Raw genomic sequence first — 22,836 nt, forward strand, 5'->3', positions numbered from 1 at the left:
GAATTATATGAACTTGGAACGTTCCGAGCGTATCGAGATCCCGGTACTACCTCTACGTGACGTAGTGGTCTACCCACACATGGTTATTCCATTGTTTGTTGGTCGTGAGAAATCGATTAGCTGTCTAGAAACGGCGATGGAAACCAACAAACAAGTTCTTCTTGTGGCACAAAAGCAAGCGGATACTGACGAGCCTACGGTTGACGACCTATTTGACGTAGGTACGGTAGCCACCATTCTCCAGCTCTTGAAGCTTCCGGATGGCACAGTAAAAGTATTGGTCGAAGGCCAGCAGCGAGCAAAAATCAATCACTTTAAAGAGAGTGACTTTTTCCTAGCGGAAGCTGAATTTGTTGTTACGCCAGAATTGGATGAGCGTGAGCAAGAAGTGATTGTTCGCAGCGCGATTAATCAGTTTGAAGGGTTCATTAAGCTAAACAAGAAGATTCCACCAGAAGTGCTAACGTCACTTAATGGTATCGACGAAGCCGCACGCTTAGCGGATACCATTGCGGCTCATATGCCGTTAAAGTTGGTGGATAAGCAGCAAGTGCTTGAAATTGTTGACGTCACTGAGCGTCTGGAATTCCTGATGGGCCAGATGGAATCAGAGATCGACTTGCTGCAAGTTGAAAAACGAATTCGTGGTCGCGTTAAAAAGCAAATGGAAAAATCTCAGCGTGAGTATTATCTGAATGAGCAAATGAAAGCGATTCAGAAAGAACTTGGTGAGATGGAAGACGCACCAGACGAGTTCGAAACGCTACAGAAGAAGATTGACGAATCAAAAATGCCTCAAGAGGCACGTGAAAAGACAGAGCAAGAGCTGCAAAAGCTTAAGATGATGTCTCCAATGTCTGCTGAAGCAACAGTGGTTCGTAGCTACATCGATTGGATGGTCAGCGTTCCTTGGGCTAAGCGCTCAAAAGTTAAGAAAAACTTAGCGAAAGCAGAAGAGGTTCTTAATGAAGATCACTACGGTCTAGAACGCGTCAAAGAACGTATCCTTGAATACCTGGCTGTTCAAAACCGTATCAACAAGCTAAAAGGTCCTATCCTTTGTCTTGTTGGTCCTCCTGGTGTAGGTAAAACGTCTCTTGGTCGTTCAATTGCTTCAGCTACAGGCCGTAAGTATGTTCGTATGGCGTTGGGTGGTGTGCGTGATGAAGCGGAAATTCGTGGTCACCGTCGTACTTATATCGGCTCATTACCAGGCAAATTGATCCAGAAGATGTCGAAGGTTGGTGTGAAGAACCCGCTGTTCTTATTGGACGAAATCGACAAAATGTCTTCCGATATGCGTGGTGATCCGGCATCGGCTCTACTAGAAGTACTTGATCCTGAACAGAATAACTCGTTCAACGATCACTACCTAGAAGTGGATTACGATCTCTCTGACGTTATGTTTGTTGCGACATCGAACTCGATGAACATCCCGGGTCCATTGTTAGACCGTATGGAAGTTATTCGTTTATCTGGTTACACCGAAGACGAGAAGCTGAACATTGCAAAACGTCACCTTGTTGATAAACAAGTGAAGCGTAATGGCTTGAAAGCGGATGAGATCGTCATTGAAGATTCTGCGATTATTGGCATCATTCGTTACTACACGCGTGAAGCGGGTGTCCGTAACTTAGAGCGTGAGATTTCTAAGATCTGCCGTAAAGCGGTGAAGAACATCTTGCTGGATAAGGACATCAAGTCAGTAACGGTAACGATGGACAACCTAAAAGAGTACTTAGGTGTTCAACGTTTCGATTACGGTAAAGCGGATGAAAGTAACCGAATTGGTCAAGTAACTGGCCTAGCTTGGACCGAAGTGGGTGGCGATCTATTAACGATTGAAACTCAATCAATGCCAGGTAAAGGTAAGCTGACACAAACGGGTTCTCTTGGTGATGTGATGCAAGAGTCTATCCAAGCAGCAATGACAGTGGTTCGCTCTCGTGCAGAAAAGCTAGGTATCAATACTGACTTCTACGAGAAGAAAGATATTCACGTACACGTCCCGGAAGGCGCGACACCAAAAGATGGCCCAAGTGCGGGTACAGCAATGTGTACAGCATTGGTTTCTTCTCTAACAGGCAACCCTGTGAAAGCAGAAGTAGCGATGACGGGTGAAATCACACTGCGTGGTGAGGTTCTACCTATCGGCGGCCTAAAAGAGAAGTTACTTGCGGCACACCGTGGTGGCATTAAGACAGTGCTAATTCCAAAAGATAACGAGCGTGATTTGGAAGAGATTCCTGATAATGTTATCGCGGATCTGGAAGTTATCCCTGTACAGTGGATTGATGAAGTACTGAAAGTCGCACTAGAGCGAGACCCGACGGGCGTTGAGTTTGAGTCTCAAAAATAGTGATGTGTAGCAAAAATAAGTAAAAGTTTACGCTGATAAGCCCAAAAAGGCTTGTCAGCGTTTTTTTTGGGCGCTAAGTTAGTTTCGATAGCTGCCAGCCCTTGATGAATAAGGGGTGGAGCATATTTTCTTAACAATGGAACGAAAGTCATCACAAAAATAATCACAGATGACACAAAGGGGAAATTACAGTGAATAAAACTCAGTTAGTAGAACAAATCGCAGAAAATGCAGATATTTCTAAAGCGTCAGCGGGTCGTGCTCTAGATGCATTCATCGAAGCAGTAAGCGGAACTCTTCAATCTGGTGATCAAGTCGCTCTAGTTGGCTTTGGTACATTCAGCGTTCGTACTCGTGCTGCACGTACTGGTCGTAACCCAAAAACTGGTGAAGAAATCCAAATCGCAGAAGCAAAAGTACCAGCTTTCAAAGCTGGTAAAGCACTGAAAGACGCTTGTAACTAATCACGGCGTTATTTCTGTAACCGGCCATTTGCTTAACTTTTGCTCAAACAATAAGTTTCGAACAAAAATTTACAAACTTCGAGCCGAACTTTCTTAAATTATGCGCATCATACTGATGCGCATTTCTTTTTCTGATATTATTGCGCCATTATTTCTATTAGATAGAAGCAGTAGGCTTCAATTGTGGAGAGCAGTTAAATTATGATGGATCGACTACGCGAAGGCGTGAATAGCATCGCGGTCAAAATTATCCTTGGACTTATCATCCTGTCTTTCGTATTTGCAGGTGTAGGTAGCTACATCGTTGGTGGTAGCAACAACTCTGCAGCGAAAGTCGGTAACACTGAGATTCCTCGTGGTGAGTTCGAGATGGCATACCAAAATGAGCGTAACCGTATGCAAGCTCAGTTGGGTGACTACTTCTCTCAAATGCTGGCTGACCCTGCATATGTTGAATCTTTCCGCAAATCCGTTTTAGATCGAATGATCAATGACGTGTTGCTTGACCAACAAGCTGAAGCTTTGGGTCTGCGAATCAGCGACACTCAAGTGCGTAGCATGATTCTAGACATGCCTCAGTTCCAATCTAATGGTCAGTTTGATCAAGAGATCTATCAAGCTTCTTTGCGTCGTGCAGGCTTTTCGCCAGACTCTTTTGCTGAGTACATGCGTCGTGAATTGGTTCGTGAGCAACTGCTGAATGCGCTACAAAACAGTGAATTTATTCTGCCGGGTGAAGTACAAGCAGAAGGCAAGCTGTTCACTCAAACTCGTGATATTCGCACGATTCAGATCGACTTAGCGGAGTTTGCGAAAAATATTGAATTGACCGACGAAGAAATTCAAGAGTACTACAAAGCAAACCCAGACAACTTTACACGCCCAGAGCAGGTTAAAGTCTCTTACATCGAACTGTCAGCTGAAGCGCTAAAGGAACAAGTTAATGTTTCTGATGCTGAGGTGAAAAAGTACTACGACGAGCACTTAAACAAATACTCTTCAGAAGAGCAACGACGTGTCGCTCACATTCTTGTAGAAGGGGACGATGAAGCAAAAGCGCAAGCTATCCTAGATGAGCTAAACGCGGGTGCAGATTTTGCGACGCTTGCTCAAGAGAAATCTGACGATTTTGGCAGCGCTGAAAACGGTGGTGACCTAGGTTGGATTGAGCGTGATGTGATGGACCCTGCTTTTGAAGAAGCGGCATTCGCACTGAAGAATCCTGGCGATACGTCGGGTCTAGTAAAGTCGGACTTTGGCTATCACATTATCAAGCTTGAAGAGCTAAAAGATTCTGTGGCGAAGCCATTTGAAGAAGTCGCTGCTGAAATCAAACAAGAGATGGTCGACCAACAAGCGATCGATCAATTCTACGAGTTGCAAAATGAGCTTGAGCGCGTAGCGTTTGAATACCCAGACTCATTGTATGATGCTTCTCAAGCGGTTAACCAAGAAGTGAAGACAACGGACTTTATTTCTCAGGTTGATGCACCTGAAGTGCTTCGTAGCCCTGCGGTAATGCAAGCTATCCTAAGTCCTGAAGTTAAAGAAGATGGCCTAAACTCTGAAGCTATCGAAGTTGCGCCTGAGCATATTATCGTTGTTCGTGTTGAAGATGCGCGTGACGAGACAGTTCTTCCACTAGAAGAAGTGAAAGATCAGGTTGTTGCAGAGCTATCTCGTGTTAAAGGTGAGCAAGAAGCGATGGAACTTGGAACACAAGTCGTTGCGGCATTGAAAGAAGGTAAGACGAACGTGCTTGCTGAAAACAATCTTGCCTTTGGTGAACAAGAGACAGTAGATCGTCGTTCTCCGTTAGCAACAACGGTATTCGCGATGGCAAAACCAGTCGATGGTAAACCAGTATACGGTCAGTCTAAAGATCTTGAAGGTAACATCATTATCATCGAGCTTGATGCTGTAAACGCAGAGCTAGATAGTGAGTTAGAAGATCAAGTTGCGATGCAAATGCAGCGTGCATCTTCTCAGCAAGATTTATCATCTGTACTAGCCGTACTGCGTGCAAATACTGACATTGAGTACTTTGTTGTGAGCAACTAAGCACAATTAGTGTAATTTGTATGTTGAATAAAACGGACCGCATAAGCGGTCCGTTTTATTTTTGTCTTTATGAACTTCAATCATCAATAGGCATTACTTAAATTAGTGCGCGTTTAAGTGATAGCGGCCGTTGTGAATTCCGGGTCATCTCAGTTTGTTAAATGCATAACCATATTGCTTTCCATTGCAAACTTGATAGTGACTCGCTCTCGACGACTGTTTTTAGCCTACTATTTTGGAGATTGTATGTTCAATATGAAATGGATTTTGACATTGTGCTTATTTGTTTTTGCACCTTTTAGCATGGCTGCGGATTCAGCCACTGACAAATATGAAGGAATTGAAATTACTGTAAATATCAACACGGCCACTGCTGAAGAAATTGCGACCATGTTGAAAGGTATAGGTGAGAAGAAAGCGCAGAGTATAGTGGACTACCGCGAGGAACATGGCCCTTTTAAAACGGCAGCAGATTTGAAGAGCGTAAAAGGCATAGGTGAAGCGACAGTTAAGAAAAACGAAGACCGCATTTTACTGTAGCTTGATGTATTGCAGATATTGAGTCTGAATTCAGAACAATATCTGTTTCCCTATTACTGCTTTCCCGAACCAGCCCCTCTTTCGTGGTTCGGGATTTTTTATCCGAATAAACGACGGCGAAGGCCTTTTTCCAGTAAAGCCATTACTAACCCACCGAGTGCGCCAAACATATGAGCATCAATAGCAACGTTTGCACCGATAAGCTCAGCAGTACTGCTGGATGGGCCATAGACCTGCTCCCATGCTACTTTGGCGATTAGTCCTCCAACTAACAACACACTGCTTCTTCTGCTTTCAAAGACTTCTCTGAGCGCCCAAAATCCAAACAATCCGTGTAATACGCCGGATAAACCCACGTATACCGACATGTTGGTAAACAAATTCAGCGCACCAACACATGCACATAAGATTGAAAAAACGATAAGGAAGTTACGAGTGCTTGGGCGAAAAATAAAAGTAATGATCCACAATCCGGCGAGGTTCATTCCTAAGTGCGCAAAGTTGGTATGTGTGAGATTTCCTGTTACGATTCGCCACCATTCACCATGGCGTATATTGTAGCTGTGCCACTCGGTTAGGCTTGCCATTGGTTCAAATTGAAGTATCAAACAGATCACGCTGATAATACTCAGCAAGGTATAAAGGTTCACTCTATGTCTCGTTATTGTTCTCGTTGTGGAAAATCGCAAAAAGCGTGTATTTGCCAATGGATTGTACCGCTGGCAAGCGAGGTAGAACTTATCATTCTTCAGCACACGAGTGAAGAACATCGTCCGCTTGGTACGGCACGGATTCTCAATTTGAGTTTAGATAACTGTATTTGTTTGATAGGAGAGGACTTTTCTTGTGATGATGCCTTAAATCACTTATTAGCGGATGAGTCATATCAACATTTTGTTCTTTACCCATCAGAAGAGTCACGATGCATTTCTGAAATCACTCAAGCGAGTCATAGTGTATCTAAGAAAATACGTTTGATTTTGCTCGATGGTACGTGGAAAAAAGCGTACAAAATGTGGCAACTCTCAAGCAACTTACATCCACTCCCAACCGTGCAGTTGCCTAAGCAACTACAAGGGCACTACACCATTCGTAAGGCGCCCTCTGAGAATAGCTTATCGACAGTCGAGGCTGGTTATCATTCGCTTCGCTTGCTTGAACCCGAGCGAGACTTTACACCGCTGATGCGTGCGTTTGAAAAGATGATCGAATTCCAAATCGCCCAGATGCCTCCGGGCGTTTTTGAAAAGAATTACTTGAAAGGTTGAGTGTTACTAAAGAACGATGGAAGAGAAAAGTTGGCGGTGTAGCTTTTGCGCGTGACCATCGGTCATTGCAGAAATATAATCGGCGATGACCCTCATTTTATTGCTCTCGCTCTTCGCCTGACACCACAGATCTCTTGTATGAACGGGTAGTAATCGCTCTGGGTCTGCTGTTAACGCTTCAAAAATATCCATAATAATTTGCTGACCCTTATACTCAACGATCTGGACCTGCGGGACTTGGATAACGAAGGTGCTGACAAAGTGCTTGAGTACGTCAAGTGCACGTGCCATCTGTGGTTCTAAACACGCATTCCAAGACAGTAACGGGTTATTAAACGGCTCATCCACCGTTTTGATTGAAATGCTGGTCAGTAGCGCGTTAACCATACCACCGATAGCATCTTTCCGCTCATGGTGCTTACCGCTAAATAGCATCTGTCCGATGGAATCGATATGAGCTTCAAACCACGGGTCGCCACAGTCCGCTAATTGACTTGCTGCGCCTTCTTGCCATTGCTGACGTGTCACCATACCAAGTACGATTGCATCTTCTAAATCATGAACACCGTAGGCGATATCATCTGCTAGCTCCATGATTGAGCAATCGAGTGATTTAAAACGCGTTTTACTGTGCTCAAACTCCGATTCTGGCGTTGAACGCATCAGACTAAGCAATGCCTTGTCGTTGTCAGAAAGCGGTGCAATTACCCAATCAAATAAGTCTTTATCACAATCATAAATGCCTTTAGCTGGGCTCCAATCTTTTGCTTTTAGTTTACGTTGATGCTCGGCTGGTTGAGGCAACTTGACGGAGCGTGTTTGACTAATGAGGGCAGGGTACTTAATCAAACCAAGCAGTGTGCGGCGTGATAAATTCATTCCGAAATGCTCAGTATAAGGCTCTAACTTAGTGACGATACGAAAGGTTTGGGCGTTCCCCTCGAAGCCGCCATGTTCGCGCATTACGTAGTTTAGAGCGACTTCTCCCCCATGACCGTATGGAGGATGCCCGATGTCGTGAGCCAAACATAATGAATCAATTAAGCTGTCTGATGGTAATAGATCGCGGAACTCTGGCTGTTTTTTCTTTAACTGGGCGACGATACCGGTCCCTAGTTGCGACGCTTCTAAGGAGTGTGTTAACCGACTGCGGTGAAAGTCTTCCAAGCTATTGCCGTGTACTTGGGTTTTTGCTTGTAGGCGTCGAAATGCAGCCGAGTGAAGAATGCGCGCTCGGTCTCGTTGGTACGGGCTCCGATGGTCGTCTCGACGGATTTTATGCTCATCATCATGGCGCTCTTGCCATTGCGGGTGTAATTCAAACGACACGATTATCTCCGTAAGCTAACTGATTTCATCTAACGATAATTCGAAACTTGGGGCAAAGGTATTGAGAAAGTAATCCATTTCAGGCGTTCTGCGTTCTTGCAAAGTGACGTCTAAGCGTTTTTTTGCCAGAGCGAACTCATGGTTGCCGGCGCTTAGTTCTTCAAGACATTTTAAATAGGCACAGATGGAATCGGCTTGCTTAACGATTTTTGCGTCCTCTTCGTGTGCAGAGTGAGAAAGAAGATAGGGGGCAAAATCATCGTGGAACTCTTCCGGTAACATTGAGAGTAATTTTTGTTCCGCTGCCGATTCTATCTTCTTATATTCTTTGGCAATTTCAGGGTTGTAATACTTCACTGGAGTTGGAAGATCACCCGTTAATACTTCACTGGAATCATGGTACATGGCAAGAATAGCGATGCGTTCTGGATTAAGGTTGCCGCCGAACTTTTTGTTTTTAATTAGGGCAAGGGCATGAGCGACAAAAGCAACTTGTAAGCTATGCTCTGAAACGTTTTCTGGTGAGACGGACCGCATTAAAGGCCAGCGTTGGATCAGCTTCATTCGAGCCAGGTGGGCGAAAAAATGGCTTTCTTTCATGGCTTCCTCCGTTTCTGGTGTAAAAAAAGGAACTCACTAGGAGTTCCTCTAAGCATATGAGAGATCAGCACTAATTACTACCAGTGATTCATTACTGGCTGTAGGTTGATAGGAATCTTTCAAAACGTCCAATAGCGATTTCTAGATCTTCAACGTGCGGTAGTGTCACGATGCGGAAGTGGTCTGGTTTTGGCCAGTTAAAACCGGAACCTTGCACCAGTAAGACCTTCTCTTGTTTTAAGAAATCTAAAACCATCTGCTGATCGTTCTTGATGTTGTACATTTTAGTGTCGATTTTCGGGAAGAGGTACATCGCACCCTTAGGTTTGACACAAGAAACACCAGGAATCTGATTGATCAGTTCATACGCTCGGTTGCGCTGCTCTAATAAGCGTCCGCCAGGTAAAATCAGTTCATTAATACTCTGGTATCCACCTAACGCGGTTTGAATCGCATGCTGCATTGGTACGTTTGCGCATAAACGCATCGATGAAAGCAGCTCCAAGCCATTCACGTACCCTTGAGCCAGATGTTTAGGCCCCGTTAGGAACATCCAGCCACCACGGAAACCACAAACACGGTAGGCTTTTGAAAGGCCATTGAATGTCATGACTAGCACGTCTTCAGTGAGTGTGGCGACTGAGGTATGTGTTGCACCGTCGTACAACACTTTGTCGTAGATCTCATCTGCGAAAATGATCAGTTTGTGCTGGCGTGCTATCTCAATCACTTCAAGTAGGAAGTCACGGCTGTATACCGCACCTGTCGGGTTGTTCGGGTTGATCAGAACAATGCCACGTGTCTTTGGTGTGATTTTCTTTTTGATGTCTTCAAGGTCTGGGTACCAGTCAGCCTCTTCATCACATAGATAATGAACCGGCTTACCACCAGATAGTGCAACTGAAGCTGTCCATAACGGATAGTCTGGTGCTGGGATCAGCATTTCGTCGCCATTGTTTAATAGCGCTTGCATGGCCATTACGATCAACTCAGACACGCCGTTACCTACATACACATCTTCGACATCTAGCGAGCGTATACCTTTACGCTGATAGTGTTGGACCACAGCTTTACGAGCAGAGTAAATACCTTTGGAATCACAATAGCCTTGAGAAGTCGGCAGATTACGAATCACGTCGACTAAAATCTCATCAGGGGCGTCAAAACCAAATGGGGCAGGGTTACCAATGTTTAGCTTTAGGATTTTATGCCCTTCTTCCTCCATGCGCTTAGCATGTTTGAGTACAGGACCCCTAATGTCGTAGCAGACATTGTCGAGTTTTGACGACATCCCGATATTTTGCATTGTTTAATTCCTAAAAATTCGTTAATTTCTTTATTAAAATACAATAATTTGTTTTTTATTAGAATATATATCTGTAAATAATCTGTCTGCTGGTTAAGTTTTGCTCGCTTGCTATCACAGGATTTTGCAAAAGATCGCATACGACCTTGATTTGCTTTGGGTCTAAACTTAGAGTAGCCGTCAGTTACCATTTATCCTCACATACAACGAGGTTGATTTGTCACAGTTCCATCAAGCCGTAAAGAGAATTATCGAGCGAGTTCAGCAATCGGAAGGCAATCAAACACGTCTGGTCGAGCCCCTTAGCGAGAAACCTAATTTCTCATTTATTGATTGGCTTGATGCGCAACCACTTTTCCCTAAGTTTTATTGGCAGTCCCGCGATACACGTGAAGAGGTCGTTGCACTAGGGCAATTGCACGCTTTTGTTGAGCCAGGTCCTGCTTATACCATTCTAGGTGAAGGGCAAAGAGTCTGGGGCGGGCGCTCTTTTGATGGACAGCATGAGAAGAATCGTCGCTGTATGCCCTCTTTTTTCTTTTTGCCTCAAATTGAGTTAATTCGTTTTGACCAACAGTGGTCTCTCGCAGTTAATATTTCAGAAGACAAAGCGCGAACTCTAGCTGGGTTGAATAAACTGGTTTGTGAGGTCGCGACCTTAGCTCCAATTTCGTCTCACATCTGCTCTATTGTTCACACGCCAAGTCAGCCTCAATGGAATGAGTTAGTTCATAAGGTTCTGACTGGTATAGAGAATGATGATTTTAAGAAAGTGGTTTTAGCGCGTCGCTCTACCGTGCAGCTTGATAACACATTAAGTGCTGCACAGCTACTTAAAGCAAGTTACTTAAATAACCATCATAGCTTCCATTTCATGCTGAGCTTAGACAGTAAGCACAGTTTTATGGGGTCTACGCCAGAACGTTTGTATTCTCGCGTAGGGCATGAGCTACATACCGAAGCGTTAGCAGGTACGATTGGTCGGGGAGACAATGCCACTCAAGATATGGAGTTGGCGAATTGGTTATCCCAAGACCAAAAGAACCTCAACGAAAACCAGTATGTGGTGGACGACATCATTGACCGTCTATCACCACATTCTGAAGTGGTTGAAGTGGAAGCTGAACCGAGTTTGGTCAGACTACGAAAAGTGCAGCACCTTAAGCGAAATATTCACGCTAGTCTAAGAGCGGGGATAAATGGTGTTCAGTTGTTATCGGCGCTTCAGCCAACAGCGGCGGTTGCTGGCTTACCCCGACAAGAGTCGATGCAATTTATATTGGATAATGAGCCGTTTGCACGCGGCTGGTACGCGGGGTCAATGGGTTACATAAGCCATGAACGAGCAGAGTTTTGTGTCGCAATCAGAAGTGCGCTTGTGCTCGGTGAGCAAGTACAACTGTTTGCGGGCGCAGGGATTGTTCCAGGCTCCATTGCAGAACATGAGTGGGCAGAACTTGATAAGAAAATGTCGACGTTACTTACGCTGATTTCTGATCATCCGCCATTGGGAGTCGCATCATGAGTCATGACCAAGCGGTGCTCAATCGAGTTTGGTCAGAAACCATATTGATTGAGCTTCAGCGATTTGGCGTTAAGCATGTTTGTATCGCTCCCGGATCTCGTTCTACGCCTTTAACTTTAGAAGCGGCAGAACAGTCCGACTTTTCCATTCATACTCATTTTGATGAGCGTGGATTGGGCTTTATGGCTCTTGGTTTAGCGAAAGCTACTCAGGAACCCGTGGCAATTATCGTTACCTCTGGTACGGCAGTGGCGAACTTATTACCGTCGGTTGCCGAAGCCAAACTTACTGGTGAAAAACTGGTGCTGCTGACAGCAGATCGTCCAGTAGAACTTGTCGGCTGTGGTGCAAACCAAGCGATAAATCAATTGGGTATTTTTTCACATCATGTTTCGGCCAGTTTGAATTTACCAAGCCCAAATTTAGCAACGTCGCTTAACTGGTTGCTGACCTCTGTTGACGAAGTGATGTTTACTCAGCAATTGCAGGGTAGTGCCGTTCATATTAATTGTGCATTTCCAGAGCCTTTGTATTCCAACGGCGCAAAATCGGATTATCAAACCTACTTAGATTCGGTCGCCGGATGGCGAAAAGGAAGCGGCACTTATACTCAGCGTTTTAGCCATTTGTCACAGGCAAACATCCCGCCTTTTTCGGACAAAAAAGGCTTGGTTGTGATTGGCAGCTTACCGCTTGAACAAGCGAAGTCGGCGCAGGCATTTGCACAAAAGATGGGATGGCCAGTACTTGCAGACCCGCAAAGTGGTCTCAGTTCGGATTGGGCGTATTACGATGTATGGCTTCAACTTCCCGAGTTCGCAAACGAGCTTGAATCTTGTGAACTTATTATCCAATTTGGTAGCCGAATCATCTCCAAACGTTTGAACCAATGGATTGATAAACAAGTATCGAAAAATCAACAAAGTAAAGACGTTCAGTATTGGTATGTCTCACCTTGTATGGACCGGAATAACCAAAATCATCTGGCGCAAATGCACTGGGTTGAGCCTCCTAAAACGTGGGTTTCTCGCATTAGTTTTGAGAAGTCAATATTTGCTGGGTGGGCTGATAGGTTAGCGAATGACGTTAAGCGAGTTCATCAACGTATCGAAGAAGCCTTCCTATCTGATTCAGCGTCTGCCATTGACGAAATTGCGTTGGCAGCAGACATCAACGAGCGCACAAAAAACGTAGATGTTTTCTTGGGTAATAGCTTGTTTGTTCGGCTTGTTGATATGTACGGAAAATTGGATGGTGTAGAGGTTTTCACTAATCGAGGCGCGTCAGGGATTGACGGTTTGTTTGCTGCGGCATCAGGCGTGCAACGGGCAAGAGGTAATCCGTTACTAATGTATATCGGTGACACAGCAGCACTTTATGATCTCAATTCTCTGGCGCTATTTTCTCACAATAAACTGCCGGCGATACTTGTTGTTACTAATAATGACGGCGGTGCGATTTTTGATATGTTGCCAGTACCACCAGAGCGCAGAACGACATATTATCAAATGCCTCATGGTTATCAGTTTGAACACGCGGCAAAGCAGTTTGGTTTGGCGTATTTGCATGTTTCTACACTGGAGCAATTCCAATCATCTGTAAAAGAGCATTTATGTCACGGCCAAGGAACGTTGCTGGTCGAGGTTCAAACCCCATCTAACCAAGCTGCTGAGACACTCAAGGCATTTAATAAGAGTCTGAATGCTTTACTTTGAACGTTTCCCTGTATTAGAAAAACACCAAAGTAGAACGTTGCCCACTTTGGTGTTTTTGCATGGCTTACTCGGTAGCGGTGCCGATTGGCTCGCGTGTTTAAATGCATTACCCGAATATGAGCGTGTTACGGTTGACCTTCCTGGTCACGGACGCAGCCAATCTATTTTTTGCTGCGATTTAAATGATTGCTGCAAACTTCTTGGTTCCACACTATCTTTATTATTTCCCTCACAACAACCACTTATTTTGATTGGATACTCTATGGGCGGCCGCATTGCGATGCATGGTATTGCCCATCAATGCTTTCCAGAGCTCAATATTGCAGGCGCGATTATTGAAGGGGGAAACTTCGGGCTTCAAACTGAGTCAGAGAAACAGGTGAGATTAGAGAATGATGCTCGCTGGGCAATGCGTTTCAAAACTGAACCACTTGAACGTGTTTTGAACGATTGGTACCAACAAGCGGTGTTTTCTTCACTAAACCATGAGCAAAGACAAACATTCATTGCGAAGCGAAGTGATAATCTTGGCTCAGCGGTGGCGAATATGTTGATGGCGACATCGTTAGCCAAACAGGCATATTTGTTGCCCTCACTGCAAAAGCAGAACATACCAGTGTATTACTTGTGTGGTGAGAAAGACCAAAAATTTAGCCAACTGGCACAACGTAGCGGGTTGGCGTATCGACAAGTTGAAGGCGCTGGTCATAACGTCCATCAAGAGCAGCCCAAACAGTTTGCGATACATACCAAGCAAATAATTCAGTCTCACTTTGGTGAGAGTAACGAGAACAATGGGAATCACCATGGCTAAAACAGTAGGCATTTCTGAAGAAGAACTTTACGCTCCGGTTCAATGGAAAGATTGCGGCGAGAAATACGAGGACATTCATTACCATAAGTCTGAAGATGGTATCGCGAAAATCACCATTGCGCGTCCTCAAGTGCGTAACGCGTTTCGTCCTCAAACGGTAAAAGAGATGATTGATGCGTTGGCAGATGCGCGTTACGACTCTGGTGTTGGCGTGATCATTCTGACAGGTCTAGGTGAAGACGCATTCTGTTCTGGCGGCGACCAGAAGATCCGTGGCGACTACGGCGGCTATAAAGACGACCAAGGCACACATCACCTCAACGTATTGGACTTCCAACGCGATATTCGTACTTGTCCAAAACCAGTGATCGCATCGGTATCTGGTTGGGCTGTTGGCGGTGGTCATGTACTGCATATGATGTGTGATCTAACAATTGCAGCTGACAACGCTCAATTTGGTCAAACAGGCCCTAAAGTGGGTTCATTTGACGGCGGTTGGGGCGCATCTTATATGGCTCGTATCGTAGGCCAAAAGAAAGCTCGCGAAATTTGGTTCCTATGTCGTTTCTACAATGCTCAAGAAGCGGTAGACATGGGCCTAGTAAACACAGTTGTACCACTAGCGGATCTAGAGAAAGAAACCGTTCGTTGGTGTCGTGAAGTTCTGCAACACAGCCCAATGGCATTGCGTTGCTTGAAAGCTGCGTTGAACGCGGACTGTGATGGCCAAGCGGGTCTGCAAGAACTGGCGGGTAACGCGACTATGATGTTCTACATGACAGATGAAGGCCAAGAAGGTCGTAACGCATTCAACGAGAAACGTCGTCCAGACTTCGATAAATTCCCTCGCAACCCATAATCCGTCTAAATGAGGAGCGTGTTAGCTCCTCTGTTCCTTTTTTCCTGAGCGCCTCCCCCTCTGGGAGGCTGGTGGGATTGCTCGTCAGAACGCTCAAATATACGGCATTACATAGGACTTGAATTATGCGTGAAGCGAAAATTTATCGTTATAGCTTGCTCATGGATAGTGGTGTCATCCTACGTGACAACAAGCTAACCGAGCGTGTTGGTTATGTTGTTGCGCTTTCCGAAGATGGTAAAACAGGGTTTGGAGAAGTCGCTCCTCTTCCTGGTTTTAGCTTAGAGAGCACCGAAGATGCGGGTGTTCAGCTACAAGAACAGGCGGAGCGTTGGGTAGCAGAGTTGGATGTGGATTATGCCAATATGTACCCGTCGGTTGCGTTTGGTTTATCGATGGCACAACTTGAATTAGCTGGTGGTTTACCACAACAAGGTAAATACCAAACAGCGCCACTATGCACTGGCGACCCAGATGAGCTCATTCCAAAGCTGAACGAAATGGAAGGTGAGAAAGTCGCTAAGGTGAAAGTTGGACTTTATGAGCCAATTCGCGATGGCATGCTTGTGAACCTTTTTCTTGAATCAATCCCTCAATTAACGCTTCGACTCGATGCCAATCGCGCTTGGACACCAGAAAAAGCGCAGCAGTTCGCTAAGTACATTGCCCCGTCTCTGCGTCAACGAATCACGTTTCTAGAAGAGCCGTGCCGCTCTCCTGGCGATAGTCTCTCTTTTGCGATTAATACTGGTATTGCTATCGCTTGGGATGAAACATTGCAAGATGCGGTTCGTCGTGAAGATTTCCGTCTTGAAGATCTAACTGGTGTGAAAACGATCATCATCAAACCCACACTCATTGGTTCAGTGGATTTTTGTATTACACTGATAGAGAAAGCGAAGTCACTGGGGATGAAAGCAGTGATTAGCTCGAGTATTGAATCCAGTCTCGGTTTAACTCAATTAGCGCGCTTTGCCCAATGGCAGCTGCCTGATGAAGTTCCAGGTTTGGATACGATTGGCTTATTCAAAGCTCAGCTAGAGCAGGGCTGGCCTAAGTGTGAACTTCCCGTTCTTCCTCTAAAAGACCAGGAGATTGTGTGGCATTCTGCGTAGACAATATTGCGAAGGCACCATGGAAATATTGGGCTCAAACGAGCCCTTTTTCTATTGCACTCAAGACATCAACAGAAGTATTAAACTGGCAACAACTCTCGAAGCGTATTGACCAATACACTCACTATTTGAATGACTTGGGTGTAACTCGGGGGGATGTGCTGACTTTGGTTGGCAAGAACCAAGTAGAAACACTGTTGTTTTATCTTGCCTCCAAACAGTTAGGCGCGCTCGCTGCGCTGACCATGGAACAACCACTAGATAAGTTGCAGGGTAAGCTTGCTGCACTTTACAGGCCTGATCAAACTCGGTTTATCTGGTTTTCTCAGGAGTGCGCTTCGACCTTTTCTGAACATGATATACAAAAACTCAAGGCAACATTGCTTTCACCGCCTGTAGTATCACAGCAAGAGAGTGATTCGTTGACTGAAGATAGCTATCATCATGACCGGCTCGCTTCAGTAGTATTTACTTCTGGCTCTACAGAGGAGCCTAAAGCTGTGGTTCATACACATCGACAGCATCTTGCGTCTGCAGAGGGCTTGTTGCAGGAGTTCATTTTCACTCAGCAAGATGCTTGGCTGTTATCGCTTCCGCTGTATCACGTCTCTGGATTAGCGATTGTCTATCGTTGGCTATATGTCGGAGCAACACTAAAAGTCGGTTCAGGGAAACTTGTTGATGATGTTCAGGGCGTATCACACGCTTCTTTGGTTGCGACTCAGCTCAAACGGTTATTGGATGATGATGCACATTTGTCATTGACACATGTGCTACTGGGCGGCAGCCACGTTGATCACGAGTTGGCACTACGAGCAACAGGGCAAGGCATTGAGACATGGTTAGGTTATGGGATGACGGAGGCGGCCTCTACCGTTACCGCAAAGAGAATTGACAGCACCAGTAATGCTGGACATGTATTGAAGCACCGTAAGATAAAATTAGTTGACCAACGCATTTTTGTTGGCGGTAAGACATTAGCGGCAGGGTATTTCCATCAAGGACATGTTACCCCATTTCTGGATGAGAAAGGCTGGTTTGACAGCAAAGATCTTGGCGAGTGGCAAGGTGATGAATTAAAGATAATCGGCCGTGCCGACAATCAGTTTATCTCTGGTGGTGAGAATATCCATTGTGAAGAGATTGAAGCCGCTTTGAACCAAATTGATGGTGTAGTGCAGAGTATAGTGGTTCCAGTCGAAGACGCGGAGTTTGGTCATAGACCAGTAGCTGTGATTCAGACCAATGGATTGCGCAGCAAATCGGAGTATGACCAGCACTTGCAATCAAAGTTAGAGAAGTTTAAATGGCCAGTGGAATACCATGTAATGCCACAAACTCTACTAAAAGGCGGGATCAAAATTTCACGTAAGGCCGTGAAAGAGTGGCTATTGTCATCACTTCAGCATTAGTCAATTTTGCTATGTATTAGTCATAAAGAGAATTTCGTATCCTTATAACTCTGAATCATAATTATGCTTCTTCGTGGAGAGAAAATGCATAAGGTTCAGGATGGCAAAGCTAGTTTTAATTGCGGCAGTAGCACTACAAATTAGTATCGCGATAAGTAGTGAAGGGCTAGCCCGCTCTCTTGCAGAGCTAACGGTATTTTTGAACGCTATTGCGTTGGTCGTTATATACAAAAATAGCAAACGGGAAATACCGTCCCCTCAACGCGATAAGCAGACCACCAATATCTAAAACAGTAACCAACTTAGAGAAGTGGTCGAAATTAACACCCACAGAGTCACACCAAACAACAGTGGCTTAGCTCCAGCAGACTTTAGTTTTGAAATTGAAATGCTACAACCTATCAAGAACAGACATACAACCAACGCTTGCTTTGCTCCAATGAAAATGCCGTGATAGACCATTTCAAATTGAGGAAAGAAGTCGCTAAACGCGATAGCTGCACAGTACCAAAAAATGAAATAAGGGATAGCTAGTTTTTTCTTTCCATACTCTTTTTGGCCTCTTGAAAAGATGACGGCACTGATCAAAGCAACAGGAATGATCCATAAAGCGCGCGCGAGTTTCAATGTTGTTGCCGTAGTTAGCGCTTCTTCCCCATAGGCCGAGGCAGCCCCGACAACAGAAGATGTGTCATGAATGGCAATTGCAGCCCATGTGCCAAACGTGTGTTGATCTAGCCCTAAAGCATGTCCAATCACAGGAAACACAAAGAGTGCAATGGAGTTCAGGACAAATACCGTTGCCAGTGCTAATCCAATCTGCTCGTCTTTCGCTTTAATCGCCGGTGCCACAGCAGCAATTGCGCTACCACCACAAATTGCAGTACCTGATGAGATTAAGTAAGCGGTTACTCGCTCCAATTTAAGCACCCTGGCAATGAGAGTGCCCATGATCAGTGTGCCTGTAATAGTGGCGATGATCAGGCCGATACCATCCGATGTGACTGTAAGCGCTTGCTCGAAGTTGATGCCAAAGCCCAAGCCAATAATCGAGTAAGACAGCAGCTTTTTAGTAAAAGAAGCGATGGGCAGCTCGGAAGGCACAAAACCAAAACTTGCGAGTAGAAAACCGATAACTAGAGCAATGGGAGAGGAGGCAAGAGGGGTTAGACAAAAAAGTAACGCCAATCCAAACAGGAGGTAGTTTCTATTCAAGGTTTTTATTCGCTGTTGTGAATGAAAGGGAGAGTATATCGCACTGGGTGTGGTCAGTTTGTCTTAATGATTTGAACACATGTTCAGTTATCCTAAACATGTGTTCAAGTGTATTTATCGCCAGTCGCCTCTAAGTTGATGCACTTTATCGAACATTGTTTTTGCCGTTGCCTCGTTTGGTGGCACCGGTTGTCCTGCCTCTATTTCTAGCTTTGACCAAAATCGAGTCGGTAAGCCACAGCATGCGCGACCTTTTGCGCGGCTGAAATAGCTTCCCCATAAGCCTTTAAGTGCAACAGGTATGACAGGTACTGGACTACGACGTAGGATTATATCAATACCGCGCATGAATTCATTCATTTCACCATCTGAAGTTAATCTTCCTTCAGGGAAAATACAGACGATATGACCTTCGCTTAGCGCAGCTTCCACATCGTTAAATGCACGTCTGATAGAGCTTCTGTTACTCGCTGAAATTGGAATTACCCCAGTTCGACGTAAAAAGCGCCTTAATGGAGGTAGGTTGGCGTAATCTTCCTCCATCACAAAACGAATCAACCTTGGGCATACGGCACTAAGTAGCAATGCATCCATGTAGCTTACATGATTACATACAATCAATGCCCCACCATGCTCGGGTAGGTTGTGTAGATTCTTATGCTTAACTCGATAGATGGTGTGCGTAAGCATCCACATGACAAAGCGAACTACAAAAATAGGAATTTGCAAAAAGATGTAAGCGGCGACTAAGAAATTTAAAATGGCTAACAATGCAAACAGTTGAGGAATTGTCATCTTGATTACACTTAGGCACACAATACCTAAGACAGCGCTGCCGACCATAAACAGAGAGTTAAAGATGTTGAGCCCTGCGATGACTTGAGCACGTTCGGTTTCCTTTGCTCGATGCTGCATTAATGCGTAAAGAGGCACGATAAACAAACCGCCCGAAGCACCAATCATCAATAGGTAGAAAAATAATGGCCAAAAAGGCTCATATCTAAAGAAGTCTACAAAGTTATGGAAAGTAGGTAGATCATTGGGAATGGAAGTGGCCATTAGGTACCCAAATACCGTAATGCCAAAGGCACCAATTGGCACAACACCGACTTCTATACGATGGTTTGAGATCCAATTGCAAAGTAGCGACCCTAGCGCGATACCAATGGAAAATAGAGCGAGCAAGAAAGACACCGCACTCTCGGTGCCATTTAGGTAAATCTTAGTGAAATTCGGGAATTGTGTTAGATATGCGGCGCCTAAAAACCAAAACCAGCTTATTGCCATTATGCATTGAAAAACAACTCGATCGGATTTGGCGATAGAGAGCGTGTGTTTGGTTTGCTTGTATGGTTGCCAACGAAAAGAGAGATTGGGTGCGCTGGCTGCAGCAAAGGGGATTGAGCGGCTCGACAAGTAGCCTAACAATGCGAAGATCACGACACAAAATGCGGCGAGGTATTTTGCGTTGTCTGCAGAGGCTATAATCCCAGCGCCTAAGGTGCCAATAAGGATGGCGATAAAGGTACCAGCTTCAACAAGAGCGTTGCCGGGCACTAACTCTTTAGCATTTAACTTTTGAGGCAAAAGGGCATATTTAACTGGGCCAAAAAATGCTGACTGTGTGCCCATTAAAAACAGTAGCAATAAAAGCACACCATAACTTTCGGTTATGAATCCGATGGCACCCAAGAGCATGATGGCTATTTCAAATAGTTTGACCTTACGAATAAACCATGACTTTTCATATTTGTCGGCTAATACGCCAGCGGAAGCAGAGAACAGAAAGAACGGTAGAATGAACAAGCCTGCCGCAAGGTTGATGAACAAATTGCTCGAAATAGGTAGTGCACTGGAGCCAGCGAATGCGACAAACAACAGCAAAACGTTTTTAAAAATATTGTCGTTGAAAGCGCCAAAAAACTGAGTAATGAAATAGGGCAGGAACTTTCTCTGCGTAAGTAAGGACGGCTGTCTGTCGGATGACATGGATAATCCTTTGTTACCAGTTCGTGAGGTAGTTAGAAAGAAGATTACTGATCAATTCTTTGCCATCAATCGGTTCACTAGAGAAAAACTTATCATCAACACTGAGTAAAGTAATGCCATGTACGCCAGACCAAAGGACTCGACTCGCTTGAATCACTTCGGATTCAGTACGATGTGGTGCGATTTGAGCCAATAGTGACTCTAGCATTCCCGTCATACCATCGATACGTTTGGCATGCCATTCCGGAAGTTCTGCTCCATTCATGTTGTGTTCGAACACTAACTGCCAACGGTATGGGTGTTTTTCAGCAAAATCGTGGTAGCAATAAGCGAGTTCAAAAAGCGCTTGATGGGAGTCTTTGCTGTCATTAGTCGCTTTGCGTGCTTCTTGAGATAACTCATCTAAAGTTTGAGCGACAACATGAAGCAACAACAAATTATAATTACCAAAAACATTTACCAATGTGCTTGGCACGTAACCAATCATGTTAGCGATTTTACGAAGACTGAGTTCGTGGTAAGAATTCTCATCTAAAAAGTTTTTGACCGTTGTTAAGGTCAAATTCACTAACTCTTCTCGGGTGTGATCGTTTCTGCGCGCCATACTCTCAAACTACTTTATTGAACATCGTTCAATATGATAGTCAGCTACCTATTAACCGTCAACAAGGCAATGTGTCCAAGTGCCCTCAAGGTGTAGGATTCTGAGCTGTGTCACTGATTCTAATTCAAGTAAAACAATCTGGAGTATTAGTGAACTTATTCCATACTTTTTTTACATTGATCAAGCGCCTTCAGCTGAATTGTAAGCAGTGTGAGCAGTCTGCATTTTTGGCAATATTCTGATACATGTCAGCTTCTATAAGCTATTTTCATCAATCGGTATACAGAGTATGATGACTTAAAAATCATCTTTGGCGTGCTACTGTTTGAAACAACGATTGTTTCGTCTTGAAAATGGGGCACTATCTTAGATAGCTAACTTTAAGGATAACGATGAAACGTTTATTTTCTATTGTTGCTTTATTGATGTTTACTGTTGCTGTAACGCCTATCGCGGAAGCGAAGAAGTTTGGTGGCAGTAAGTCTTTCGGTAAGAGCTACAAAACTGCACCAGCACCGAAACAACAGCAACAAAACACCAATACGGTCGGCAAAGATCAGACGACAAAGTCTTCAAGTAAGAAAGGCCTTATGGGGGGGCTGCTAGGCGGACTTCTTGCTGGTGGTCTACTTGCTGCATTCTTTGGCGGTGCTTTTGAAGGTATCCAGTTTATGGATATCCTAATTATTGGTTTGATTGCCTTTGTCATCTTTAAACTAATGCGCGGTATGCTAGGTGCGAAGCAGGGCAGTATGAACCAGCATCGTCAACAGCCTGCATTTGGTGGCAACGCATCTAAGTTTGAGCAACCAAACATGCAAAACTTTGAGCAACAACCAAACACAAATAATGGTGGCTTTGGTGGTTTTGGCGCTCAAACAGACGTACCACATAACTACCCACCGGGTTTTGACCAAGCAGCGTTCATTAATGGTTCTCGTGAACACTATCGAATCCTGCAAGGTGCGTGGAATCACAACCAGCTAGAAACTATTGAAGAATATGTTTCTCCAAGCTTGTTTGAAGACCTAAAAGCAGAGCGCGCGAAGCTCGACGGTGAGCAGCATACTGACGTAATGTACGTTGATGCGGAGATCGTCCGTGCTGATTACGATGCAAATAAAGCACAGCTTAGTCTGCAGTTTAGCGGTCGTTACCGTGACACAGTAGAAGGTGTTGAAGAAGAAATCGAAGATATCTGGCACCTAGAGCGTGACTTGACTGCGCCTAATGCGCCATGGTTAATCGTTGGTATTCAAGGCTAGTCACCTTTAAACCAATTTAGTCACTAGTAAAAATCCCGCATCCCCTGCGGGATTTTTTGTATCTATCATTTATATTTCTTGTACGTGTTTTTATGCAAACATCACTAATTGAGTCCGTTTGGTAATTTTGCGAGCCCACTTTTTCTAGTAAGTCCTCAAGTGTTTTCCTATTTATATTGAACATTCATATTAAGGCCATACGAACTAACAAAATCAAAATAGCTAGTACATTGTTTGTAGGGTAAAGATCTGCTCCTCAGCCTTTTGTTTGTGGAGTTTCACATGGGGTTGGTTGCTTTAGTGAGATTGAGTATAGGTTATACCAATCGTAGTAAATAACTGGTCATTCTAGCTTGTTAAAATACTCGATAACTGCGTTGCAATTTTTGATTGTAG

At 44.6% G+C, this 22,836-nt stretch carries 20 protein-coding genes; 13 read left to right on the top strand and 7 right to left on the bottom strand.

The genetic code is table 11. The annotated features are described in order from the left end of the window. Nucleotides 1-7: 7 nt before the first annotated feature. From lon to R7E00_RS09260, 4 genes are all read left to right on the top strand, one after another. Nucleotides 8-2,359, top strand: a complete 2,352-nt coding sequence (lon, locus tag R7E00_RS09245; RefSeq protein ID WP_005382343.1) for an endopeptidase La — start codon at nucleotides 8-10, stop codon at nucleotides 2,357-2,359. Nucleotides 2,360-2,550: 191 nt separating this feature from the next. Continuing rightward, on the top strand, nucleotides 2,551-2,823 hold the full coding sequence (locus R7E00_RS09250) for an HU family DNA-binding protein (protein ID WP_005382341.1): 273 nt from the start codon (nucleotides 2,551-2,553) through the stop codon (nucleotides 2,821-2,823). 201 nt (nucleotides 2,824-3,024) lie between these two features. Continuing rightward, nucleotides 3,025-4,884: a peptidylprolyl isomerase gene (ppiD, locus tag R7E00_RS09255; protein WP_005382334.1), complete on the top strand. Its 1,860-nt coding sequence runs from the start codon at nucleotides 3,025-3,027 to the stop codon at nucleotides 4,882-4,884. Nucleotides 4,885-5,139: 255 nt separating this feature from the next. Continuing rightward, on the top strand, nucleotides 5,140-5,424 hold the full coding sequence (locus R7E00_RS09260; protein ID WP_031777211.1) for a ComEA family DNA-binding protein: 285 nt from the start codon (nucleotides 5,140-5,142) through the stop codon (nucleotides 5,422-5,424). A gap of 98 nt (nucleotides 5,425-5,522) precedes the next feature. Here R7E00_RS09260 and rrtA read toward each other — a convergent pair whose 3' ends face one another. After that, a complete protein-coding gene (gene rrtA, locus R7E00_RS09265; RefSeq protein WP_005382331.1) occupies nucleotides 5,523-6,074 on the bottom strand; it encodes a rhombosortase in 552 nt (183 codons plus the stop codon). Between the two features lie 3 nt (nucleotides 6,075-6,077). Between rrtA and R7E00_RS09270 the strand changes: the two genes are divergently transcribed. After that, nucleotides 6,078-6,692: a tRNA-uridine aminocarboxypropyltransferase gene (locus R7E00_RS09270; protein WP_025766956.1), complete on the top strand. Its 615-nt coding sequence runs from the start codon at nucleotides 6,078-6,080 to the stop codon at nucleotides 6,690-6,692. A 6-nt stretch (nucleotides 6,693-6,698) separates the two neighbouring features. Here the strand turns inward: R7E00_RS09270 and R7E00_RS09275 are convergent, their stop codons facing one another. The 3 genes from R7E00_RS09275 to R7E00_RS09285 all read right to left on the bottom strand — a co-directional run bounded on the left by R7E00_RS09275 (nucleotide 6,699) and on the right by R7E00_RS09285 (nucleotide 9,927). Further along, nucleotides 6,699-8,021: an anti-phage deoxyguanosine triphosphatase gene (locus tag R7E00_RS09275; protein WP_017634779.1), complete on the bottom strand. Its 1,323-nt coding sequence runs from the start codon at nucleotides 8,019-8,021 to the stop codon at nucleotides 6,699-6,701. Between the two features lie 15 nt (nucleotides 8,022-8,036). Continuing rightward, nucleotides 8,037-8,621 carry a 5'-deoxynucleotidase gene (gene yfbR / locus R7E00_RS09280; RefSeq protein ID WP_017634778.1) on the bottom strand — a complete coding sequence of 195 codons (585 nt, stop codon included), beginning with the start codon at nucleotides 8,619-8,621 and terminating at the stop codon, nucleotides 8,037-8,039. 91 nt (nucleotides 8,622-8,712) lie between these two features. Next, nucleotides 8,713-9,927 (bottom strand): pyridoxal phosphate-dependent aminotransferase, encoded by a 1,215-nt coding sequence (locus R7E00_RS09285; RefSeq protein ID WP_005384283.1) that lies wholly within the window; start codon nucleotides 9,925-9,927, stop codon nucleotides 8,713-8,715. Nucleotides 9,928-10,144: 217 nt separating this feature from the next. Here R7E00_RS09285 and R7E00_RS09290 point away from each other — a divergent pair, with 217 nt between their 5' ends. The 7 genes from R7E00_RS09290 (at nucleotide 10,145) to R7E00_RS09320 (ending at nucleotide 17,656) form a co-directional block, all read left to right on the top strand. Continuing rightward, complete coding sequence (locus tag R7E00_RS09290; RefSeq protein WP_206947033.1) at nucleotides 10,145-11,452, top strand: isochorismate synthase MenF; 1,308 nt, start codon at nucleotides 10,145-10,147, stop codon at nucleotides 11,450-11,452. Further along, nucleotides 11,449-13,167, top strand: a complete 1,719-nt coding sequence (gene menD / locus R7E00_RS09295) for a 2-succinyl-5-enolpyruvyl-6-hydroxy-3-cyclohexene-1-carboxylic-acid synthase (protein ID WP_136976370.1) — start codon at nucleotides 11,449-11,451, stop codon at nucleotides 13,165-13,167. The genes R7E00_RS09290 and menD overlap by 4 nt, the downstream gene beginning before the upstream one ends. Beyond that, nucleotides 13,154-13,981 (top strand): 2-succinyl-6-hydroxy-2,4-cyclohexadiene-1-carboxylate synthase, encoded by an 828-nt coding sequence (gene menH, locus R7E00_RS09300; RefSeq protein ID WP_042524030.1) that lies wholly within the window; start codon nucleotides 13,154-13,156, stop codon nucleotides 13,979-13,981. The genes menD and menH overlap by 14 nt, the downstream gene beginning before the upstream one ends. Continuing rightward, complete coding sequence (menB, locus tag R7E00_RS09305; protein ID WP_104975975.1) at nucleotides 13,974-14,840, top strand: 1,4-dihydroxy-2-naphthoyl-CoA synthase; 867 nt, start codon at nucleotides 13,974-13,976, stop codon at nucleotides 14,838-14,840. The genes menH and menB overlap by 8 nt, the downstream gene beginning before the upstream one ends. Nucleotides 14,841-14,965: 125 nt before the next feature. Continuing rightward, nucleotides 14,966-15,955 carry an o-succinylbenzoate synthase gene (gene menC / locus R7E00_RS09310; protein ID WP_005382317.1) on the top strand — a complete coding sequence of 330 codons (990 nt, stop codon included), beginning with the start codon at nucleotides 14,966-14,968 and terminating at the stop codon, nucleotides 15,953-15,955. After that, nucleotides 15,940-17,367, top strand: a complete 1,428-nt coding sequence (gene menE, locus R7E00_RS09315) for an o-succinylbenzoate--CoA ligase (protein ID WP_213961822.1) — start codon at nucleotides 15,940-15,942, stop codon at nucleotides 17,365-17,367. The genes menC and menE overlap by 16 nt, the downstream gene beginning before the upstream one ends. 100 nt (nucleotides 17,368-17,467) lie before the next feature. Further along, complete coding sequence (locus tag R7E00_RS09320; RefSeq protein ID WP_017819996.1) at nucleotides 17,468-17,656, top strand: hypothetical protein; 189 nt, start codon at nucleotides 17,468-17,470, stop codon at nucleotides 17,654-17,656. On the opposite strand, the gene R7E00_RS09325 is transcribed toward R7E00_RS09320, so the two are convergent. The 3 genes from R7E00_RS09325 to R7E00_RS09335 form a co-directional block, all read right to left on the bottom strand. Next, entirely contained in the window at nucleotides 17,653-18,582 is a 930-nt protein-coding gene (locus R7E00_RS09325) for a YeiH family protein (RefSeq protein WP_017819997.1), read from the bottom strand. The genes R7E00_RS09320 and R7E00_RS09325 overlap by 4 nt on opposite strands. 114 nt (nucleotides 18,583-18,696) lie before the next feature. Continuing rightward, nucleotides 18,697-20,571: an MFS transporter gene (locus tag R7E00_RS09330; protein ID WP_005382310.1), complete on the bottom strand. Its 1,875-nt coding sequence runs from the start codon at nucleotides 20,569-20,571 to the stop codon at nucleotides 18,697-18,699. A 13-nt stretch (nucleotides 20,572-20,584) separates the two neighbouring features. After that, the gene (locus tag R7E00_RS09335) at nucleotides 20,585-21,175 is read right to left on the bottom strand and encodes a TetR/AcrR family transcriptional regulator (RefSeq protein WP_262606288.1); all 591 of its coding nucleotides are present in this window, start codon (nucleotides 21,173-21,175) and stop codon (nucleotides 20,585-20,587) included. Between the two features lie 392 nt (nucleotides 21,176-21,567). Here R7E00_RS09335 and R7E00_RS09340 point away from each other — a divergent pair, with 392 nt between their 5' ends. Next, nucleotides 21,568-22,440, top strand: a complete 873-nt coding sequence (locus tag R7E00_RS09340) for a Tim44 domain-containing protein (protein WP_005384268.1) — start codon at nucleotides 21,568-21,570, stop codon at nucleotides 22,438-22,440. The last annotated feature ends 396 nt before the right edge of the window (nucleotides 22,441-22,836 follow it).

Source organism: Vibrio sp. Vb1755 (assembly GCF_033338635.1).
Classification (GTDB): domain Bacteria; phylum Pseudomonadota; class Gammaproteobacteria; order Enterobacterales; family Vibrionaceae; genus Vibrio; species Vibrio alginolyticus.